This is a genomic window from Embleya sp. AB8, from assembly GCF_049739465.1.
In the GTDB taxonomy this organism is placed as follows: Bacteria; Actinomycetota; Actinomycetes; order Streptomycetales; family Streptomycetaceae; genus Embleya.
Window position 1 is genome coordinate 1 of the sequence record NZ_JBMHHY010000055.1, and the last position, 20,374, is coordinate 20,374.

The 20,374-nt window shown below is 72.0% G+C and carries 15 protein-coding genes and 1 tRNA gene; 9 read left to right on the top strand and 7 right to left on the bottom strand.

Going from position 1 to position 20,374, the window contains the following annotated elements:
• Nucleotides 1–111: 111 nt before the first annotated feature.
• Nucleotides 112–204, top strand: a tRNA-Lys gene (locus ABIA38_RS44315).
• 206 nt (nt 205–410) lie between these two features.
• Here ABIA38_RS44315 and ABIA38_RS44320 read toward each other — a convergent pair.
• The 5 genes from ABIA38_RS44320 to ABIA38_RS44340 all read right to left on the bottom strand — a co-directional run bounded on the left by ABIA38_RS44320 (nt 411) and on the right by ABIA38_RS44340 (nt 10,672).
• Nucleotides 411–1,394 carry an LLM class flavin-dependent oxidoreductase gene (locus ABIA38_RS44320; protein WP_424644734.1) on the bottom strand — a complete coding sequence of 328 codons (984 nt, stop codon included), beginning with the start codon at nt 1,392–1,394 and terminating at the stop codon, nt 411–413.
• A 61-nt stretch (nt 1,395–1,455) separates the two neighbouring features.
• A complete protein-coding gene (locus tag ABIA38_RS44325) occupies nt 1,456–2,247 on the bottom strand; it encodes a thioesterase II family protein (RefSeq protein ID WP_424644735.1) in 792 nt (263 codons plus the stop codon).
• The gene (locus ABIA38_RS44330) at nt 2,244–3,881 is read right to left on the bottom strand and encodes a long-chain-fatty-acid--CoA ligase (RefSeq protein ID WP_424644736.1); all 1,638 of its coding nucleotides are present in this window, start codon (nt 3,879–3,881) and stop codon (nt 2,244–2,246) included. Before ABIA38_RS44330 ends, ABIA38_RS44325 begins: the two co-directional genes overlap by 4 nt.
• A 49-nt stretch (nt 3,882–3,930) precedes the next feature.
• Nucleotides 3,931–10,350 carry an SDR family NAD(P)-dependent oxidoreductase gene (locus ABIA38_RS44335; protein ID WP_424644737.1) on the bottom strand — a complete coding sequence of 2,140 codons (6,420 nt, stop codon included), beginning with the start codon at nt 10,348–10,350 and terminating at the stop codon, nt 3,931–3,933.
• The gene (locus ABIA38_RS44340; protein WP_424644738.1) at nt 10,340–10,672 is read right to left on the bottom strand and encodes an acyl carrier protein; all 333 of its coding nucleotides are present in this window, start codon (nt 10,670–10,672) and stop codon (nt 10,340–10,342) included. Before ABIA38_RS44340 ends, ABIA38_RS44335 begins: the two co-directional genes overlap by 11 nt.
• Nucleotides 10,673–10,902: 230 nt before the next feature.
• Here ABIA38_RS44340 and ABIA38_RS44345 point away from each other — a divergent pair, with 230 nt between their 5' ends.
• The 8 genes from ABIA38_RS44345 to ABIA38_RS44380 all read left to right on the top strand — a co-directional run bounded on the left by ABIA38_RS44345 (nt 10,903) and on the right by ABIA38_RS44380 (nt 19,107).
• Nucleotides 10,903–11,274 carry a nuclear transport factor 2 family protein gene (locus ABIA38_RS44345; RefSeq protein ID WP_424644739.1) on the top strand — a complete coding sequence of 124 codons (372 nt, stop codon included), beginning with the start codon at nt 10,903–10,905 and terminating at the stop codon, nt 11,272–11,274.
• Between the two features lie 266 nt (nt 11,275–11,540).
• Nucleotides 11,541–13,010, top strand: coding sequence for an MFS transporter (locus tag ABIA38_RS44350; protein ID WP_424644740.1), 1,470 nt, complete (start codon nt 11,541–11,543; stop codon nt 13,008–13,010).
• A 136-nt stretch (nt 13,011–13,146) separates the two neighbouring features.
• Nucleotides 13,147–14,346: a cytochrome P450 gene (locus ABIA38_RS44355; protein ID WP_424644741.1), complete on the top strand. Its 1,200-nt coding sequence runs from the start codon at nt 13,147–13,149 to the stop codon at nt 14,344–14,346.
• Nucleotides 14,347–14,553: 207 nt separating this feature from the next.
• Entirely contained in the window at nt 14,554–15,354 is an 801-nt protein-coding gene (locus tag ABIA38_RS44360) for a helix-turn-helix domain-containing protein (protein WP_424644742.1), read from the top strand.
• 637 nt (nt 15,355–15,991) lie between these two features.
• Entirely contained in the window at nt 15,992–16,249 is a 258-nt protein-coding gene (locus ABIA38_RS44365; protein WP_424644743.1) for a hypothetical protein, read from the top strand.
• A 397-nt stretch (nt 16,250–16,646) separates the two neighbouring features.
• Nucleotides 16,647–17,189 carry a hypothetical protein gene (locus ABIA38_RS44370; RefSeq protein ID WP_424644744.1) on the top strand — a complete coding sequence of 181 codons (543 nt, stop codon included), beginning with the start codon at nt 16,647–16,649 and terminating at the stop codon, nt 17,187–17,189.
• Nucleotides 17,190–17,320: 131 nt separating this feature from the next.
• Complete coding sequence (locus tag ABIA38_RS44375) at nt 17,321–18,427, top strand: sensor histidine kinase (RefSeq protein ID WP_424644754.1); 1,107 nt, start codon at nt 17,321–17,323, stop codon at nt 18,425–18,427.
• The gene (locus tag ABIA38_RS44380) at nt 18,424–19,107 is read left to right on the top strand and encodes a response regulator transcription factor (protein ID WP_424644745.1); all 684 of its coding nucleotides are present in this window, start codon (nt 18,424–18,426) and stop codon (nt 19,105–19,107) included. The genes ABIA38_RS44375 and ABIA38_RS44380 overlap by 4 nt, the downstream gene beginning before the upstream one ends.
• Before the next feature lie 94 nt (nt 19,108–19,201).
• Here ABIA38_RS44380 and ABIA38_RS44385 read toward each other — a convergent pair whose 3' ends face one another.
• The gene (locus tag ABIA38_RS44385; protein WP_424644746.1) at nt 19,202–19,585 is read right to left on the bottom strand and encodes a hypothetical protein; all 384 of its coding nucleotides are present in this window, start codon (nt 19,583–19,585) and stop codon (nt 19,202–19,204) included.
• Between the two features lie 198 nt (nt 19,586–19,783).
• On the bottom strand, nt 19,784–20,374 hold the full coding sequence (locus ABIA38_RS44390; RefSeq protein ID WP_424644747.1) for a site-specific integrase: 591 nt from the start codon (nt 20,372–20,374) through the stop codon (nt 19,784–19,786).

A 20,374-nucleotide genomic window follows, 5' to 3' on the forward strand; every position in this document is an offset into this window, starting at 1 on the left:
CCGCGCAGGAAACGGATGAACCACCCGAAGCCCCCCGGGGGCGGTCGGGTCGGGTCGTCCGCAGGCAAGTACGGGAACGACGCGGGTCCTTCGGGGCGCGGGTCGGGATCGGGAGAGGTGCCCGGAGTGGCTTATCGGGGACCTGGCTTTTCGCCGTGGTCGGATTCTTCGGGGTCCGCGCAGGTTCGAATCCTGCCCTCTCCGCACACGAAACGGGTGAACCACCCGAAGCCCGCGAGGCCACGCCTCGAATCGAGTCGCCCGCCGCGGCGGAGCAGCGCCGCAACGGCGCGGGTGGCCCCACACGTTCGAGCCCGCCGAGCCCCGCGACTCACCACCCCGCGCCGCCCGTACCCCATCACCCCGACGACCGGCCGGCCCGCACTCGCGGGCCGGCCGGTCGTCGGGGTTCAGTGCCGTACGGCCGGCAGCACCGTCTCGGCGATCTCCTCCAGTGCGTCTCCCGGCCGCAACGACCCGACCCGGAGCACGATGTGCCGCGCGCCGGCCTGCACGTACTCCGACAGCCACTTCGCGCACTTGTCCGCCGGACCCCAGCAATACGCCTGGAAACTCGCCATCTCGGCGAGCGAACGACGGTAGTAGCGCCGGGTGTACTCCGACAGCTCGGCCTTTGCCACGGCCTCGTCCCGATGCACGATCAGCGTCGCGTACAACCCCGGCGTGACCGCGTTTGCCGGTCGACCCGCGGCCTCGGACAATTCCCCGATCCGCTGCCATGCCTTCGCATACTGGTCCGAGGACGGCAGGAACGGCAACCAACCGTCGTAGCGCCGGGCGACCCGCCGCAGCACCGCCGGCGTGTCGCTCCCGGCCAGCCACAACGGCGGCCCGCCCGCTCGCGCGGGCCGCAACAGGCGGTCGGTGTCCGGGATATCCGCGTCGGCCCCGCCGTCGTCGACCTCCGAACGGTCACCGCGCCAGGCCCGGCGCCACAGCTCGACCACCTCGTCCAGGTGCCCGGCCCGGCCCCGAAACGAGGCCCCCACCGCCGCGAACTCCCGCTCGGTCTCCGGGATCGGGAAACCCGACCCCAGGCCCAGGGTGAGCCGTCCGGCGGACACATGGTCCAGGCTGGTGATCAGGTTGGCGCCGATCAGCGGATTCCGCAGCGCCGGGGTCAGCGCCGCGGTGCCCAGGCCGATCCGCCGCGTGGTCGCCGCCGCGGCGGCCAGCACGACCAGCGGATCCAACCGGGGCCGGGCCACCAACGAGTCGCCGGCCCACAGCGAGTCGTAGCCCAGCGACTCGGCCCGCCTGGCGAAGTCGAGCAGCGGTTCGGCGTCGAGCGTGCCGACGATGGCCTGCTCACGCGTGGGCAACAGGATTCCGAATTGCGGCCGGGCATCGTGCTGCCTGGCGATGTCGGGCATGTGTGCTCCTCGATGTCGGTCCCGCGGGCCCGCGCTCGCCGGCGGGCCCGCGCCGCGCGGCTCAACCGCGCGCGGACTCCGCCAACCGGTACAGCTGGGCGCAGAAGTCCTGGGTGATCGCCTCCACATGGACGTCGATGAAGAAGTGCCCGCCCGGGTACTCACGATGCCCCAAATACTGCGGGCTGCGCGGCACCCAGGACTCGAACGCGTCCGGCTCCTCCTGGAGACCGTCGTTATGCCCGCCGTAGGACGCCAGCGGGCAGGGCACGAACGCGCCGCTGTCCACCCGCTGCGCCGCCACCGCAAGGTCCGCGCGCAGCGCCGGGATCACCATCCCCAACATCTCGGGGTTGTCGTAGATCTCGGACGGGAACGACCCGAGCCGCTTCATCCAGGCGACCAGTTCCTCCTCCGGCATCTTGATGTGCTTCTCCGCCGGGACGAAGAAGCCCTTGGGCGCCCAGCCCGACATGCCCACCATGAGCGGTCCGGGCACCCCGTCGTGCTCCAGGCGCACCGCCAACTCGTAGGCGAGCTGGGCGCCGAGGCAGTGGCCGAAGAAGGCGTACGGCCGATGGTCGATCGTGCCGAGCACGGCCTCGTACAGGCCCTCGACCAGCGGTTCCCACGCGGTGTACGCGCTCTCGTCGCGGCGCTCCTGGCGCCCGGGCAGCGTCAGGGCCTGGGCGCCGATGTCGCGCGGGAGGACGTCGGGCCAGTCCCGGTAGATGATCGCGCCGCTGCCGGCGTGCGGGAACAGCAGCAGTCGGATGCGGGCCTCGGGGTCGGCCTCGGCGGGCTGGAACCACTGGCCCGGTCGGGACATCTTGCCGGCTATCGCGGAAGTCACCGTGGAGTTCCTTTCATGGCTTCGGGGTGTGCGGCCGACGCTGCGCCGGCGGGTTGTGCTCGTGGTGCCTGCAGATCGGTCTCCAGCTGTTCGCGGACCACCCGACGCAGCACCTTCCCGGCCGGGTTGCGCGGGAGCGCGGCCAGGACGTGGTATCCGGAGGGAATCTTGTAGTCGGCCACCCGGCCGCGCAGGAAGAGCATCAACTCGCGTGGCGTGGCCCGTTGTCCGGGCCGCAACACCACGCAGGCGCGCACCGCCTCGCCCCAGCGCGGGTCGGCCGTGCCGATCACCGCGCACTCGGCGACCGCGGGGTGCTCGGCGAGTTCCTTCTCGATCTCGGCCGGGTAGATGTTCTGGCCGGCGACGATGATGGTGTCGTCGATCCGGTCGCACACGAACAGGTAGCCGTCCTCGTCGAGGTAGCCGTTGTCGCCCATGTACAGCCAACCGTCGCGCAGCGTGCGCGCGGTCGCCTCGGGGCGGTTCCAATAGCCCAGCATGCGCGAGGGCGTGCCGATGCAGATCTGCCCGATCTCGCCGGCCGGCAGCGTGTTGCCGTCGCGGTCGAGGATCCGCAGGTCGCAGCCCGGGAGCACGCGGCCGGCCGAGCGCAGCAGCCGACTGTCGGGCACGTGGTCGGCCGGCGGCAGACACACCGGGACGCTCGCGGTCTCCGTGCTGCCGTAGATCTGCACGAACTCGCAGCCGAACACGCCCATACAGCGGGTCAGCAGTGCGGTGGAGATCGGTTCCCCGCCGTAGGCGACCTTGCGCATGGAGGCGAACGCCGCGGGCTCGGCCTCGCGTTCGTCCAACATCATCCGCAACATCGCGGGCGCGGCGAACGTGGTGGTCACGCCGAGCGTACGGATCAGCCGGACCGCCTCCTGCGGTACGAACTCGCGCATGACCACGTTGGTGAGGCCCGCGTTGAAGCCGTGCCAGAACCAGCAGGTGCCGGCCGTGCCCAGGCCGGGCAGCGAGATCAGGCTGACGTCCTCGGGTCGCCAGTCGAGCCAGTCCACCCCGGCGGCGCGCATCGCCGGGGGCAGCGTGAAGAAGCTGCGGTGCGGGACGACGGCGCCCTTGGGCAGCCCGGTGGTTCCGCTGGTGTAGATCTGGACGAGCGCGTCCTCCGCGTCCGCCGGCACGCCCGGATCGGTGTCGGGAAAGTCGGCCCACCACGCTTTCAGGCCCTCGGCCGGCCCGCCGCCCGCCCCGGGCGCGTCGATGTGCACCAGGGTGCGCAACTCGGGCAGAGTCGGCCGCACTCGCTCGGCCACCGACAAGAACTCCCGGTCCACGAACAGTACTCGGGCCCCGGAGTCGCGCAGGATGTGATCCGCCTCGCGGGCGGTCAGGCGCCAGTTCACCGGCACCAGCACCGCGCCGGCCTTGGCGCAGCCGAGTACCACCGCGTAGTAGTACTCCGATTCGCGGCCCAGCCAGGCCACCCGGGCGCCCCGGTCGACGCCGACCGAACGCAGCGCGTGCGCGGCCCGATTGCTCACGCGGTGCAGCTCTGCGTAGTCCATCCGACGGCCCTGGCACAACACGGCCGGGTGGTCGCCGCGGTCGCGGGCGTGCGCGGCGGACGTGGCGACCAGCGTCCAGTGCGTGGCGTCGTCCATGGGTCTCCTTGGTGAGGGATGCCACGGCCCGGTGCGGGCCGCTCGGCGCTCAGTCGGTCGCGGGGACCAGTTGCGCGTCGAGGAATTCGGTCAGCAGGTGCGGGGTGGGGAAGTCGAACGCGATCGAGGCGGGCAGCGGGATGCGCAACAACTTCTCCAGGCCGGTGCGCAGTTCGAGCGCCATCAGCGAGTCCAGGCCCAGCGACACGAACTCGGTGCTCGGGTCGATCTCCTCGCCCTCGTCGGCGTGCAGCGCCGCGACCACCCGCGTCAGCACCTCCCGCCCCAACTCGGCCAGGCGCTCCGGCCGCGGCTTGGCGAGCAGTGCGGCCGGATCCAACCCGGACCGCCCGACCGCGCGTTCGGCGTCGGCGTCGTGCGCCTGCGGGTTCGCCACCCGGGAGTACAGCGCGTTGCGCAGCGGACTGGCCGCCTGGTATCGCGCCCAGTCCCACTCGCCGCCCACGTACCGCTGCTCCGGGGCCGGCAACAGGCGCCCCAGCGTGCGCAGGGCCCGTGCGGGAGAGAAGAACCGCAGGCCGCCGCGCTCCAACTCCCGGGCCACTTTCTCGTCCAGTCGGGCCGACATGCCCACGCGCGACCACATGCCCCAGTTGACGCTGCGCCCGGGCAGACCCTGCCGGGCCCGCCAGGTGATCAGGCCGTCCAGGAACGCGAACGCGGCCGCGTAGTGGGACTGGGTCGAGCCGCCGACCACGGCGGCGATGGACGAGTGCACCACGAAGAAGTCCAGGTCGGGGCAGTCCAGCGCGGCCTCGTGCAACAGCCAGCCGCCGTAGGCCTGGGCCCGGAGCTGGGCGTCGATGTCCGGCCAGCTCAGCGTGCCGATCAGGCCCGCCCCCGCGCTGCCGGCCGCGTGCACTATTCCGCCCAGCGGCACCCCGCCGGCCCGCACCTCGGTGAACAGGCGTGCGACGTCGTCGGCGTCGCCCAGGTCGGCGCGCACCACCGTGACCTCGGTTTGCTCGGCCAACTCCCGCAGGATCGGGACCGCTTCCTCGGTCGGTACGCCGCTGCGCCCGACCAGGATCAGATGACGGGCACCCAGGTCGGCGAGCTTCGTCGCGGTGACCAGGCCCAGACCGCCCAGACCGCCGCTGATCAGGTAGGCACGGTCGGGCCGGACCGGGTTGGCCGGCTCGGCGATCGGCGCGGCGGCCGGATCGAGGCGGGTGCGGGTCGCGGTCGGCTCGGGCCCGCTCCCGCACCTGCCGGGTGCGTCGAGTCCGGCGAATTCCCCTGGGGCATCCGCTGCTTCCGGCGCATCGGCCCCGGTGGGCAGCATGCGCACCACCGGCTGGGCGCCGATGCCGGCGCGGCTCGCGGCCAGGGCCTCGTCGGCCTCGTCCAGGTCGAAGACCTCCACCCGGATCGGCGGCAACTCGCCGGCCCGCACGGCCTCGACCACCGCCGGCAGCACTTCGGCGACCAACGCCGCGCGCGTCGCGTCGTCCAGCGCGCCCGGGTCGGCCCACCGGTGCGATACGCGCGCCGGCCCGCCCGGGTCGGCACTCGCATCGGCAGCCGCGCCCGCAGCCGTGTCCCCGCTCGGGTGCGGATCGGTACCCAGCAGCACGTATCGCCCGCCCTCGACCAGGCATTCGACGCCGATCGACACCCGCCCCGGGCTCGGATCGACGAAGGCCACGTCGACGCCCTGCCCGTCGGTCAGCTTCAGCACCTCGGCGGCGAGGTCGGGGGTGTCGGGGGCGAGCACCCGGTGGGTGCCCGGCCGCGCCGACGTCGCGACCCGATTCCTCGCGTCCGGCTCGGCGGTGGTGATCACCTCGTGTCCGGCGCCGATCGCCAGCGCGGTCAACGCCTGGCCGATCCCGCCGCCGGCGTGCACCAGGACGAGCGCACCGGCCGCCACGTCGGCCACCGCGTCCAGCGCGACGCGAGCCGCGAGGTAGGCCGCGGGCAGCCCCGCCGCCACGTCCAGCGACAGGCCCGAGCACACCACGGCCGCCGCCGCGGCCGGCACCGTGACCGTGTGGCGCGCGGTGCCGCGGTGGTGCACCACGACCCGATCGCCGACCGCGGGGCCGGCATCCGGGCCGGCCGCGATCACCGTGCCGGAGCATCCCCAACCGGGCACCGGCGCGTCCTCGGCGGCGGCCGGCCCGGTGTCCGGGTTCCGCCGCCGCAGGTCGCGGTGGTGGACCGCGGCGGCGTGCACCCGCACCAGCACTTCCCCGGGGCCGGGCGGGCCGGCCTCGGCGGGTACGGGCCGCAGTTCGCTCGACGCGTTGCTCTCCACCGCTTGCAGTGCGAATCCGCCGTCCCAGGCGGGCGTTCGGGCGCCGGGGAGCAGGCGACGAACGTAGCGGTGCCCGTCGCGGTGGGCGATCTGGAAGTCGCCGACGTCCGCGGCGGTCCACTCCTGGGCCAACAGCCCGGGATCGGCGCCGGCGGGCAGGTCGACCAGCGTGGCCCGGTAGCGGGGGTACTCGTTGAGCAGCACGTGCCCGAAGCCCCACAGGGTCGCGGCCGGGAGGTTCTCCCCGGTGTCGGGCCGATCGCCCGCAAGCCACTGGGCCCGTTCGGTGATCAGCCACAGGCGCGGCGCCACGTGCGGCCCGGCGCCGGTCAACGCGGCCACCAGGGCCAGCAGGTCGGTGTAGTTGCGCGCGCATTCCCGGCGCAGCCGCTCGGCCGACATCGCCCCCTGGCCCGGCTGCCAGAACCAGCACACGTCGGTGACCGTGGCATCGCCCAGTGCCGCCGCGAGTTCCTCCGGGCCCTTTGGGTGGGACAGGCGGGCACCGGCCGCGCGGCCGGTCGCAGCGAGGCGTTCGTGGTCGGCGCCCAGGACGACCACGTGTCGGGGCGCCGCCTCCCGGTCGGGGCGGGAGTCGATGCGCCGACGCAGCCAGCTCAGGCGATGCAGGAACTCGGGGCGACGGTCGGCCGGTTCGGGCCGGGTCAGGTGCACCCCGCGCAGTTCGAGGACGGGCGCGTCGCCGTCCAGGATCAGCAGGTCCGCCAGGCGCTCCTCGGGCCCGGACCCGGCCACCCGGGCGACCACCCGAAGCAACTCGCCCCGGGGCTTGCGGAACAGGCGGATCTCGCCGAACCGGGTGGCGACGAACGCCGGGCTGTACGCGTCGGCGGCCACCGCGGCCTGCAGCGCGGCGGTCACCACCTCGACGGGGACGTGCTCGAGCGTGCCGCCGTCGCGGCCGGTCAGCTCGGCGGTCACGGTGGCGCCGGCGTGCCGCACCACCCGCGTCAGCCGCCGATGACCGGGCCCGTGCCGGCGGCCCACCGACGCGAGGTCGGTGTACACGTCCTCGGCGGCCACACTCTCTTGGATCGGACCGGGCCGATCGGCCGAGGCCCGCAGGGCCGCGTCCGGACCGCGCACGTCCGCCGGATCGGCCAGGAAGGCCGTGGCGTACACCCGTTCGTCCGCCACCGGCCCGGCGACCACTTCGACGCGGGACCCGCCGTCGGCCGCCGGGATCAGCCGGGTGCGCAGCTCGACGGGGGTCTCCTCGGACAGCGGCAGGGCCTCGTGCGACACCACCAGATCGTGTACCGCGCCGTGGCTGTCGCCGTAGACCAGGTCGCGCAGCGCCAGCATCAGCTCCACATACGCGGCGGCGGGCAACTCCGGACCGTTCGGGCCGACGTGCCCGGCCAGGCAGGCGGGATGCTCGGCGGTGCAGGTCGCGACGAATCGCCGGGTGCCCTCGGGATCCCCCTCGAGGGCGGGAACCGGTCGGCCGAGCAGGGGATGCCAGCCGGCGCCCTGGGCCGGCCCGCTCGCCCCGGCGCCGGTCGGGCCCGTCACCGGCAGCCAGTAGCGCTTGCGTTCGAACGCGTAGGTGGGCAGGGGGATCCGGGTCGAGCGCCGGCCGGCGTGCACGCCCCGCCAGTCGACGGCGATCCCGGCGGTGTACAACTCGGCCAGACCGCGCAGCGCGGTGTCGCCGCGCGGATCGCGGCGGCGGACACTGGCCGCCCAGCGGTGCTCCTCGGCGGTGACGGATCGTTTGGCCAGCGCGGTGAGCGCGGTGGACGGTCCGATCTCCACGAACGCGTGCCGGCCGCGCTGTTCGACCGCGCGGACACCGGACATGAACAACACCGGTTCGCCGATGTGCCGCACCCAGTAGTCGGCCCGACCCAGCTCGGCGAACTTGGCCAGGGCGCCGGTGACGTTGGAGATCAGCGGAATCTCCGGGGGCCGGAAGGTGATGTCCGCGAGGGCGGCCCGGAACTCGTCGAACACCTCGGTCATCAACGGCGAATGGAAGGCGTGCGACACCGCCAACGCGTCCACCCGCGCGCCCCGCTCACGCAACTCGGCCACCAACACGTCCAGTTGCTCGGCGGCTCCGGAGACCACGCACTGGTCCGGCGCGTTCACCGCGGCGAGCGCGAGATCGACTCGCCCCTCCAGCAGCGCAAGCACCTCCTCGGCGGGCAGGGCGACCGCGGCCATCGCGCCGGGCTTGCGCACCGACTGCATCAACCGGGCCCGGGCCGCGACCAGGGTGACCGCGTCGGGCAGCGAGAACAACCCGGCCACCGCCGCCGCCGAGACCTCGCCGATGCTGTGTCCGATCACCACGTTCGGCTGCACCCCCCACGACATCCACAGCCGGGCGAGCGCGACCTCGAAGGCGAACAGCGCGGGCTGGGTGAATTCGGTGCGATCGAGCAGCGCCGGATCCTCGGCCCGGCCCAGGATCAGATCCCGCACCGATGTGCTCGCCCGCGGCGCGAACAACTCCTCGCACGCGTCGAGTTCGGCGCGAAAGACCGGGAAGCGCTCGTACAGCGCCGCGCCCATGCCCGCGTACTGGGCGCCCTGCCCGCCGAACAGGAACGCGACCTTGCGCACGGCCGGCGGCGCGGGCCGATCGTCGGGCTCCAGCGCCGCGTCCAACAGCCGGACCACATCCTTGCGGTTGCCGACCACCCCCGCCAGTCGGTGGGTCAGATGGGCCCGGCCGACATTGGTGGTGTGGCACAGCCGCTCCGGGTCGACGTCCGGGTGCGCCGCCACGAAGGCCCGGTAGCTTTCGGCCTGGCGGCGCAGACCGGCGGCGTTCTTCCCGGACAGGGTGAACACGCCGACCCCGAAGCCGGGTTCCGCCGGTTGGGCCTCCTGCACCGGCGGCGCCTGTTCGAGCACGGTCGCCGCGATGGTGCCCGCGAAGCCGAAGCTGTTGACCACCGCGCGTCGCACCGGCGCCCGCCACGGCAGGCACTTCGTCGGCACCACGACCGGGTATTGGTCCCACGGGATGCGCCGGGCGGGCTCGGTGAAGTTCAGGTGCGGATAGATCGTGGCCGAGCGCAGTTGCAGCACGGTCTTGATCACACCCACGATGCCCGCGGCCGGCTCCAAGTGCCCGACGTTGGTCTTCGCCGAGCCCACCACCAGCGGCTCGTCGGCGTGCGACTTCGCGAACACCGCGTTGATTGCGCCGAGTTCGATCGGATCGCCCAGCGGGGTGCCGGTGCCGTGCGCCTCCACGTACTGGATGTCCGCCGGGGACAGTCGGGCCGCGGCGAGCGCGCTGTGGATGACCGCCTCCTGGGAGGGGCCGTGCGGCACGGTCAACCCGGCGCTGTCCCCGTCCTGACCGATGGCGGTGCCGCGGATCAGCGCGTGCACGGTGTCGCCGTCGCGGAGCGCGTCGGACACCCGCTTGAGCACCAGCACACCGCACCCCTCGGCGCGGGCATAGCCGTCGGCCGACTCGTCGAACGCCTTGCAGCGACCGTCCTCGGAAAGCATCTGCCCGTGTGAGAACATCACCATGAAATTCGGATGGTGCAACGCATTGACACCGCCGGTGAGCGCGATCGAGCACTCGCCGCCGCGCAGCGCCCGAACCGCCAGGTGCAGCGCGCTCAGCGACGAGGAGCACGCGGTGTCCACGCACATGCTCGGGCCGCGCCACCCCAGGAAGTAGGAAACCCGGCCCGATATCGAGAACATCGTGCATCCGGCGGCCAGATGCCCGTCCAACTCCTCGAACGGCAGCCCGGCCACGTGCAGCGCCCAGTCGAACGAGCTGACGCCCATGAACACCCCGCCATCGCCGCGCCGCAGCGGCGTCGGGTCGATGCCCGCGTGTTCCAGGGCCTGCCACGCCGTCTCCAACACCATGCGCTGCTGGGGATCGACGTACCTGGCCTCCTTGGGCGAGATGTTGAAGAACGGCGCGTCGAACAGGTCCACCCGGTCCAGGAATCCGCCGCTGTGGGTGGCGATCCGCCCCCGCTCGTCCGGGGTGCGGGCGCGCAGCGCCTCGACGTCCCAACGGTCCTCGGGGATGGTGCGAATACCCGAGCGACCCGCGCGCAGGAACTCGTCGAAATCGTCTGGGGATTCGGCTCCGCCGGGCAGGCGAAGCCCGATCCCGACGATCGCGACGGGCTCCTCGTCACGATCCCAACCGTTCCCGACACCCGGCTCATCCGACATCGCTGGTCTCCCGGTTCGGTAGCTCGTGATCGGCGCGCTCGGTGGAGAGCTGATCGGTCAGATGCGCAACGAGCCGGTCGACCGTGGGCAGGCCGAACAAGACGGTGGCGTCGATGCCGACATCCAACACACGCTCCAGGTGGGCGCGCATGTCGTTGAGGCGCAGGGACGTCAGGCCCAGGTCGAAGTAGCCCTGATCAAGGGGCAGTTCCTCGCCATCCTCCATCAGCAGCAACTCCCTGACACAGGACACCACGAGATCTTCCAAGGCGTCTCGGCGCTCGCGCCGACTCATCTCACGCAGCTCTCCACTGGTATTCATCGAGATCAGGTAAACAGCCGAAGCTGACGCCCGGCTGATTCGCAGCTGATGTGTTCGAAGCGGGCATCGGGGCCGCCGCGGGGTCCGACCCGAGCCCGGATTTATTACATCCGAGGTAATCGACCCACCGCCCACCCCACTGCCAGGCTCGATGCGTGGCCGGCGGCATCCGCCGCCCGACGGGCCCCGGCCCCACATCTTCGTATCCGCACGACCGCATGAGGAGAACCGTGAGCGACATCGAAGCGAGCGTGGAAAAGTACGTCGCCACCTGGGCGGAGCCCGACCCCGAGATCCGCCGCGCGAACCTCGCCGAACTGTGGGCGCCCAACTGTGTCTACAGCAACGCCGGCACCGTCTACCGAGGCCTCGAAGGCATCGAGCTGGCGGTCACCGAGGCCTACGACCACTTCGTTCCCCGGGGATTCGGCTTCCGGGTGGCGCGCATCGACATCACCCAGGAGGCCGTGCGCTACCAGTGGGAGGTGTTCCCGGTCGCCGGCGGTGAGCCGACGATGATCGGCACCCAGGTCGTCGTCCTCGACGCGGACGGTCGCATGCTCCGCGACCACCAGTTCATCGACATGGCCCAGGCCGACTGACCGGGAGGCCCCCCGAACTCCGGCAGGGCCCGGGTGACCCGACCCTGGGCCCTGCCGGCCAACGCGGCGCACTTTGCGCCGGCAATGCCGGCGCGACCCGGCACGGCACCACGCCGCGCCGGTGTCCCGGCACGTCCCCATCGATCGACCGCACCCGAACCAACCGCACCCGAACCAACCGCACCCGGACCGACGGCGCCCAGACCGACGACACCCGGGCCGACCGGCCCACGCACCGACGACCCATCCATCGGGAGTCCGACCATATGTCGACCGACGCAAACACCCGCTCTCCCGCGCTCGACGCGGCACCGGGGGCCGAGCCGGGCATGGACCGGCACGGGCTGATCCGCATCCTCCTCGTGGTCTCCGGCATGTTCATGATCACGCTGGACTTCTTCGTGGTCAACGTGGCCATCCCCTCCACCCGCGCCGACCTGCACGCGAGCCCCGCGGCCATCGAGTTCATCGTGTCCGGCTTCAACCTCTCCTACGCCGCGTGCATGCTCACCGCCGGCCGACTCGGCGACCTGTACGGCAGACGGCGCATGTTCGCCCTGGGCATGGTGCTGTTCACCGCGGCCTCACTGGCGGCCGGCGTCGCCCCGAACTCCGGGGTGCTGATCGCGGCACGCGTGGTGCAAGGCGTCGGCGCGGCGGTGATGACCCCGCAGATGCTCGCCATCATCAACACCTCCTTCAGCGGACCCCAACGCGTGCGCGCGTTCACCGCGTTCGCCCTGTCCATGGGGGTCGGCTCCACGTTCGGCCAATTCATCGGCGGCGTCCTGATCCACCTGGACATCGCCGGACTGGGCTGGCGCACCATCTTCCTGATCAACGTGCCCATCGGCATCGCCTCGCTGATCCTGATGCGCATGTACCTCACCGAATCGCGCGGCAGCGGACGCCTGGGCCTGGACCTGTTCGGCTCCTTCCTCGGCTCCCTCGGCCTGCTCGCCATCGTCTTCCCCCTCGTCGAAGGCCGGGAACAGGGCTGGCCCCTGTGGTCGTGGCTGTGCCTGTTCGCCTCCGCGCCCCTGCTCGCCGGCTTCGCCTACCGCCAACACTGGCTGGAACGCCACGACAAGGCGCCGCTGATCTCGCTCGCCCTCTTCCGCGAACGGGCGTTCTCCGTCGGCGTGCTGCTCGTCCTCGGCTTCTTCGCCGCGATGGCCTCGTTCATGCTCGTACTCGCCCTGTACCTCCAGGACGGCCACGGCCTGTCCCCGCTGACCACGGGCCTGGTCTTCGCCGCACTCGGCATCGGCTACGTCCCGGCCGCGTTCGTCGCCCCCGCACTGGGCGAACGCATGGGCAAACACGTCCTGACCGTGGGCGCGTTGGTGGTCGCACTGGGATACGGGCTGATGATCGTCGCCGTCCTCGGCATCGGCGTCACCGGGCCCTCCCCATGGGTGATGCCCGGCCTGTGCATCGCCGGAGCCGGCATGGCACTGTTCATCAACCCCGTCAACCCCACCGTCCTGGCCCGCGTCTCGCCCGGCCACGCCTCGGCCGCCGCCGGTGTACTGTCCACCGCACAAGAATGCGGCAACGCATTCGGCGTCGCCGCCATCGGCGTGGTGTTCTTCGGCATCCTCGGCCACGGCGACTCGATCACCTACGCGCACGCCTTCGAGTGGAGCGTCGCCGTCCTCGCCGCCTTCACCGTCATCGTCGCCGGCCTCGCCCAACTGCTCCCCGCAACCGCCGGGCAACCACAGGAGAGCTGAGCACCACCGCGGCACCCGCCGCACCTCGAACCGGCCCGGCCCGGTGGGCGACCAACCCCGCCCACCGCGCCGGCCCCCGCACCTTCCCCGCCGGCCCGAGAGGCACCCGAACGCACGATCCGCACAAGGAGACACGATGACCCTGCCCGAGACCGCCATCCCGACCTGGCCGATGCCCCGCTCCTGCCCGATGCTCCCGCCCGACCAGTACACCGAGATGCGCGACGAACCCCCGCGCCAGGTCCGCCTGCACGACGGCACCCTGGCCTGGTTGATCACCAGCTACGCGGACATGCGCGCCGCCATGCTCGACTCCGCACTCAGCGTGGACATCACCCTGCCGGGCTTCCCGCTGCGCCTGCCGCTGCCGCCCGACCCCGTCCTGCACTCGTTCCTGCGCCTGGACCCACCCGAGCACACCCGGGTGCGCCGCATGGTGATGCCGTCGTTCAACAACACCGCGGTGGACTCCTACCGCCCGGCGGTACGCACCCTCGTGAACAGCCTGCTCGACAAAATGGCCGACGCACCCCACCCCGTCGACCTGGTCGCGGACTTCGCGTTCCCCATCCCCGCGCTGCTGATCGGCCGCATCCTCGGCGTGCCCGAACGCGACATGGACGCCTTCGCGGAGCAAAACGTCAAAATAACCAGATGCGACCTGCGCAACGCCGAGGTCGCCGCGGCCGAGTTCGGAGCCCTGTCGCAATACCTCGAAGGCCTGGTCCGGGACAAGGAACGCGAACCCTCCGACGACCTGATCAGCCGACTCCTGCACGAATACGTGATCAAGGGCGAGTTCGGCCGCGACGAATTGGTGTCCATGGTCCTGCTGCTCCTGGTCGCGGGCGCCGAGACCACCGCCAGCCAGATCGGGCTCAGCGTGCTCACCCTGCTCCGACACCCCGAACAGGTGGCGCCGATGCTCGACCAGCCCGGCCGGCTCGGCCGAGTGATCGACGAACTCATCCGCTACTGGTCGGTATCCCAGGACAACCAGGTCCGCGTCGTCAAGCGACACACCGAACTCGGCGGAGTACCGGTCTGCCCCGGCCAGGCCGTGGTGTTCGCGATCGTGTCCGCCAACCACGACGAACGGGTATTCACCGACGCCTCCCGCTTCGACCCCGACCGCGACGCCCGCCACCACCTGGCCTTCGGCCACGGCACCCACTTCTGCCCCGGCGCCGGACTGGCCCGGATGGAAATGGAGATCGCCCTCCCCGCCCTGTTCCGGCGCTTCCCGGACCTGCGCCTGGCCGCCGACCTCGAGGACCTGTCGTTTCGATACGACACCGTGGTGTACGGGGTGAACGAACTGCCGGTCACCTGGTGACCCCGGCCGCCCGGCCGACCACCACCACACACCGACCCACCACCTGATCCCCACCCCGATCCCGCGCCGGCCGGCGAACTCCCGGACACACCGCGATGGCGCCCCGATCCCGTGAAACACGTCATCGAGGCCCGGGAGTTACCGGACAATGAAGCCGTGGACGGCCCCACCGTCCACCCGGAGGAACGAGGCAAGGATCAGGTGACGGTGACAACGACCACGCGGCCCACCCAACCCATCGGCGACCTGCTGCGACAGTGGCGCAAACGCCGCCTGCTCAGCCAACTCGAACTGGCCGGTCAAGCCGAGATCTCGCCACGCCACCTCAGCTTCATCGAGAACGGCCGCTCCGCGCCCAGCCGCGACATCGTGCTGCGCCTGGCCGAAGCCCTGGGCTTGGAACTACGCGAACGCAACCCGCTGCTCCTGGCCGCCGGATACGCGCCCGTCTACCACGAAACCAGCCTGGAAGCCCCGCACATGGGCGCGGTGCGCGCGATGCTGCGCCAGGTGTTGGCCGCACACGAGCCATACCCCGCAGTGGTCCTGGATCGATACTGGAACCGCGTGGAGGCCAACCAACCGGCGATGCTCTTCCGGGTCGGCGTATCCGAGGAGTTACTTCGCGAACCGCTCAACCTGCTGCGCCTGACCCTGCACCCCGAGGGCCTGGCCCCACTGATCACCAACCTCGGCGAATGGCGCGCCCACCTGCTCAGCCGACTGCGCCAACAGGTGATAGCCACCGCCGACCCCCACATCATCAAACTCCACGACGAACTCGTCGCCTACCCGTGCGCCCAACCCGAACCCGGGATCGAACTCCCCGGCCCCGGCGACATCGCCGTCCCACTGCGCATGTCCTACGGCGAGCACACCCTGAACTTCTTCAGCACGATGGCCACATTCGGCACACCCCTGGACATCACCGTCGCCGAACTGGCCATCGAATCGTTCTACCCGGCCGACCCGGCAACCGCCGAGGTACTACGCACGACCACATGGTGAACCGCGCCCCCCGACGGCCGTAGGCACGGCACGGCACGGCACCCCGATGTGACCCTTCCGGTGGCTCCTTCGCGGTCGGGCGACAACGCCGGAAGTCGGCGGTCGACGGGACCGCGGCTCGGACGAACGTCCGGTCCGCGTCCCGTACGGCCGGCAACCGACCGACGGCGACGGCGCCCGCCGGGATGCGACGGAACCCGCAACTTCGGGCGCGACCACGCCCGTCGGGCCGACGATCCCCCAGTCGTGGCCGCAGACACGCGGCCGACCGGCCCGCTCCCCGCGCCGCAACCGGCCCGACGACCAGACCATCGAGGAAAGGGAACCGGAGTCCTCGCAGCACGAGTTGCTCCCCGCCCGCGACTCCTGCGACCAGGACGGGGCCGCCGACGTCCGGAAGGAGCCGGCAACTGCGGCTGCGCCGCGTGCCGCGGACCGATCCGGCCGCTGCGGCCGAACTGCGGCTGTTCCTGTCCCGGCTGACCGTCTCGAGCCCCGGCCCCCGGCCCCGGCACACACCCGCCCGCGTACGCGGAGCCCAGGCCGGATTCCTCAGCCGACAACTCCTGCTCGAAATCCCGACGACCTCGCCGAGCGCGGCGGACCCGGCATCACCACCGTGCCGATCACCCCACGCGTGGCACACATCCTCACCACCCACCTGCCCAACCCGCTGCGCACCGCCCCTGTCGCCGCCCTGCTGTTCACCGGCACCACCCGGTCGCTGCTGTCCACGACCCAACTCGCCAGCGCCCACGAACACGCCACCCGCCTGACCATCGACCGCAACTCAAGGACCGACATCGGCATGCCGCCCGGACCACCCCACCCCTCGGCAACTGGGCGTGGTGTCACCGCACTTCCGGAATCGAGTCGCCGAACTCGGGCTGCTTGACGAGGGTGCCGAACCCGTACGTTCGCGGGATTCCTCCGGCGTACCGCCACGGCGGGTCGAGACGCGACCGAGGAACCGGCCGACCTACCGCATCCGCGTCCACCGATCGGTCCGGCGCCACCCGGCGGGTTCGCCGCCCGGCACGACCGCCACCCACCCGGCAGGAGCCTCACCCTGCCGTCCGCCCGTCCGCCCGTCCGCCCGTCTGCCCGTCCGCACCTCCGCACGTCCTCCGGGCCCGCTCGGCCGCCATCGCAAGCCCTGCGCCGGATCGGCGCGACCGGCCGGTGGCAGGTCCCGGTCGGCCGGGGTGGTCCCCGAAGTCCACCCACGGCTCCACCCGTTGTTCCACCCGTGGGTCCAGGTGCGGGAACGGCGACAGCGGCAGCCTTGAGGCATGAACACCACCGACTGGATCATCGACATCCTCCTCGTCCTCGTCGTCTTCCGGCAGCTTCGGGAAGGCCCGTTGGACCACAAGACCTTCCTCATCCCGCTGGGGATCGTGGGCTTCGTGGCGTCCAAGTACCTCCACACGATCCCCACCGCGGGCAACGACCTGGTACTGATCGGCGCACTGACGGCGATCGGCGCGGCGCTCGGTGTCGCGGGCGGCGTCTTCACCCGGATCCGCTCCGCCGGCGGGCACCTGCTGATCAAGGCCGGTGCGGTCTCCGCGGTGTTGTGGGTGCTGGGCATGGGCGCGCGGATGGGGTTCCAGGTGTGGGTCGACCACGGCGGTGCCGACGACGTCGCCCGGTTCAGCCTGGCCCACCACATCACCACCACCCAGGCGTGGGTCGCGGCGTTCGTGCTGATGGCGCTCACCGAGGTCGTCACGCGGGTGGCCACGATCTTCGTACGGAGCCGGCTGGTGGCCCCCGGGCGGCCGGCGAACGCGGCGGCGCGTCCCGTGCCGTCCCTGGACCGGGTGGCCTGACCGTGGGATATGGTCGCGCCGTGCCCGCACCCGAGACCGCTTTCGTCTCCGGGCCGGTTCCGGATCGCGAGTCCGGGCCGGCTCCGGATCGTGGGCCCGGCCCGCAGGCGATGGTCCGGCACGACCCCCGGGTGCAGTGGGCCGTCAGCCTGACCGTCATCGCGGTGGGAATCGCGACGATCCGGCCGCTGGGCCTCGGCGGCCGCGGCCTGGCCGTCGCCGTCCTCGTCGTGCTCAACTCCCTGTTCATGCTGGGCCGGAACGTGTCCGAGGGCAGGGTCCCCCCACGCGTGGCCCTCGCGGGGATGTCGCTGGGCGTCGTCGCGGCAGCCGCCCTGCTCGGCGCCGCCCGCGGCGGCACCGGCTACCTGTTCGCCTACTTCCTCGTCGGCCACATCGGCTACCGGTTCCCGCTCAAGCAGGCCGTCCCGCTCGCGGTGCTGTGTGGTCTGCTCTGCGGCGGCGTGTTGTACTTCCGCCTCGGCCCGGGCCACGAGCTGTTGCCCTGGGCCCTGGGCCTGTCCACCGCCCTGCCGGTGGTGGTGGGGATCATCAGCCGCAGTCGGCAGCGGGCGGTGGAGGCCGTGATCGCGGCCGCCGAGTCCGCCGAGCGCGCCGCCCGCGCCGAGGCGCGGACGGCCGTACTGGCCGAGCGCAGCCGGATCGCCCGGGACGTGCACGACGTCCTCGCGCACTCGCTGGCCGGGATCAACATGCAACTGGAACTGGCGGACGCCCTCCTCGACACGGGCGACCTGGCCAAGGTCCGTGCGGCCAACAGCAAGGCGCACAGCCTGGTCAAGGAGAGCCTGAAACAGGCCCAATGGACCGTTCACGCACTGCGCGAGGACGCGCTGCCGCTGCTGGAGAGCCTGGCCGCCATGGTGGAGTCCTCGGGCCACCGGGACGCGCTCACCGTCCGCGGGACCGTGGGCGAACTGCCCGCCCGCACGGCCCAGCACCTGTTGCGGATCGCCCAGGAGGCGCTGACCAACGCCGCCCGGCACGCTCCCGGAGGCGACGTGCGGGTGGAGGTGACGTTCGCCGCCGCGTCGACGACGCTGAGGATCCGCAACGGCCCCGCCACCCGCGAGGTGGGCGAGGGCGTCGGCAGCGGCATGGGACTCATCGGAATGCGTGAACGCGTCGCCCTGGTGGGCGCAACCCTCACGGCCGGACCGGTCACCGAGGGACCGCACCGGGGCGGCTGGCAGGTGGAGGCAGTGATCCCGGGATGAGCGACACCACGCACCACGACCCGCACTCGGCCGACGCGCCCCGGCGCCTGCGGGTGATCGTGGCCGACGACCAGGCCGCCGTCCGGGAGCCGCTCGCGGCCGTGCTCGCCCTCTCCGAGGACATCGACGTCGTCGCGGCTGCCGCGGACGGCGACGAGGTACTCGCCGCCGCTGCCGCGGGCCCGGTGGACGTGGTGCTCATGGACCTGCGCATGCCGCGGACGGACGGCATCGAGGCGACCCGCCGGCTGACCGAGGAACACCCCGCGGTGGCCGTCGTCGTACTCACCACCTTCGCCGACGACGACTCGATCCTGGCCGCGTTGAGCGCGGGTGCCCGCGGCTACCTGACCAAGAACGCGGGACGCCGCGACATCGTCCGCGCGATCCGGGCCGCCGCCGCGGGGCAGTCCGTCCTCGACCGCGAGGTCCAGGACCGCCTGCTGGCCACCGTCCGCACCCGAGCCACGGCGCCGAAACAGACCCTCCCCGACGACCTCACACCCCGCGAGCGCGAGGTCCTCACCCTCATCGGCCGGGGCCTGCCGAACCGGGCCATCGCCGAGCAGCTCTTCATCAGCGAGGCCACCGTCAAGACCCACATCAACAACCTGTTCGCCAAGGCCGGCATCCGCGACCGCGCCGACGCGGTACGCCGCGCCATCGCGGCGGACCTGTAACGCCGTCCGCGGCGCCCGAACGCCGCCGACAAGCGCCTCACCACCATCGTGAGCAGGGCCAACGCCGCCCAACCGGCGACGGCGCGAGCCGGCGTCACCATAGGTGCAGGAAGCTCCGGACGTCGTCATAACCGTCGAGAGCCCGACCATCCACGTCCACCGGATCCATTTCGGCACGCACCGCCAGTGACTTCGCCGGCGCAAGGGCGTCGTCGCCGAGATGGCCGAAACGTCGAGCGATATGACCCAGGCACAGGCCGCCCGGCCCGAGAAGCGCACTGCCCGACACGGCGCGCGTCCCGACCTCCAGGCACCACTGCTCGACGAACTCCCGGTCGTCGTCGCTCAAGGCGATTCCGACCAGGGCGTCCGCCGCTTCGCCCTCATGCGAGCGGTCACGCAGAGCCCGCTCCAACGTCTCGACCACGACCTCATGAGGCAGCGCGGGAGGGTTCTCGAAGCTCAGGCGAGAATGCATCCCGCGAGACTACGTGCTCCGCGCGATCCGCACTCGACCAGCAAGAACGGGGCGAACGTCGCCTGATGCGGCACTGGACCACCTCACCACCTGCACGGCGCTCTCACGGCTCCGCGGCGGCCCAGGCAGGCTCCCGGGTCCACCAACTTCCTTCGAGGAGCGCCGGCGTGGCGGCGGCGATGGCCGGCAGTGGTGCGGTCACCGCGACACCTCCGCCGTCGTGCCATCCGCAGACGTGGGCATCTGTATTCGCCAGGCATGGATGTGCTCCATGCCGTGGGCCGGCTTGTCGGCCAGGTCCCGGCCGGAGATGGATGTACCGGAGCGTGATTCGGTGTTGCGGTGGCCGGCGAACGTCGCGATCGCGTGCAACTCCCAGCCCATCCGGGCCGGATCGGTCAGACACAGGTGCCGGGTGGTGTGGGCCGAGAACCGCGGGACACCGGCCTCCAGGGCGATCCGGCGGACCACCTTCGACCAGGTCCACAAGGTCGGCGGCTGCCCGTGGTTGCCCCGGGACTCCGACCGGAACAGCGGCGACCCGGCTGACCGTGGCCCCGGTGGGTGAGGTAGGCCGACACATCCGGTCGACGCCGAGAACGGCACCACCCGCTCCAGCCGGTTCTTCGTCGTCTCCGCCCGTACCCTCGGCGTCCGACGGGCCGGATCGAGGTCGTCGGTCCGCAGCGAGCACAGCTCCTCTCGCCGCAGCGCCGCATCGTAGGCCAGGGCCGGCATCACCCGCTTGCGGACCGGCTCCTCCGGGCGACCGGCAGGATCCCCAGCCAC

Coding starts and splice junctions, on each gene's coding strand:
- ABIA38_RS44320 (WP_424644734.1), bottom strand. CDS start 1,394: ATGCCCGACATCGCCAGGCAGCACGATGCCCGGCCGCAATTCGGAATC.
- ABIA38_RS44330 (WP_424644736.1), bottom strand. CDS start 3,881: ATGGACGACGCCACGCACTGGACGCTGGTCGCCACGTCCGCCGCGCAC.
- ABIA38_RS44335 (WP_424644737.1), bottom strand. CDS start 10,350: ATGTCGGATGAGCCGGGTGTCGGGAACGGTTGGGATCGTGACGAGGAG.
- ABIA38_RS44340 (WP_424644738.1), bottom strand. CDS start 10,672: ATGAATACCAGTGGAGAGCTGCGTGAGATGAGTCGGCGCGAGCGCCGA.
- ABIA38_RS44350 (WP_424644740.1), top strand. CDS start 11,541: ATGTCGACCGACGCAAACACCCGCTCTCCCGCGCTCGACGCGGCACCG.
- ABIA38_RS44355 (WP_424644741.1), top strand. CDS start 13,147: ATGACCCTGCCCGAGACCGCCATCCCGACCTGGCCGATGCCCCGCTCC.
- ABIA38_RS44370 (WP_424644744.1), top strand. CDS start 16,647: ATGAACACCACCGACTGGATCATCGACATCCTCCTCGTCCTCGTCGTC.
- ABIA38_RS44380 (WP_424644745.1), top strand. CDS start 18,424: ATGAGCGACACCACGCACCACGACCCGCACTCGGCCGACGCGCCCCGG.
- ABIA38_RS44385 (WP_424644746.1), bottom strand. CDS start 19,585: ATGCATTCTCGCCTGAGCTTCGAGAACCCTCCCGCGCTGCCTCATGAG.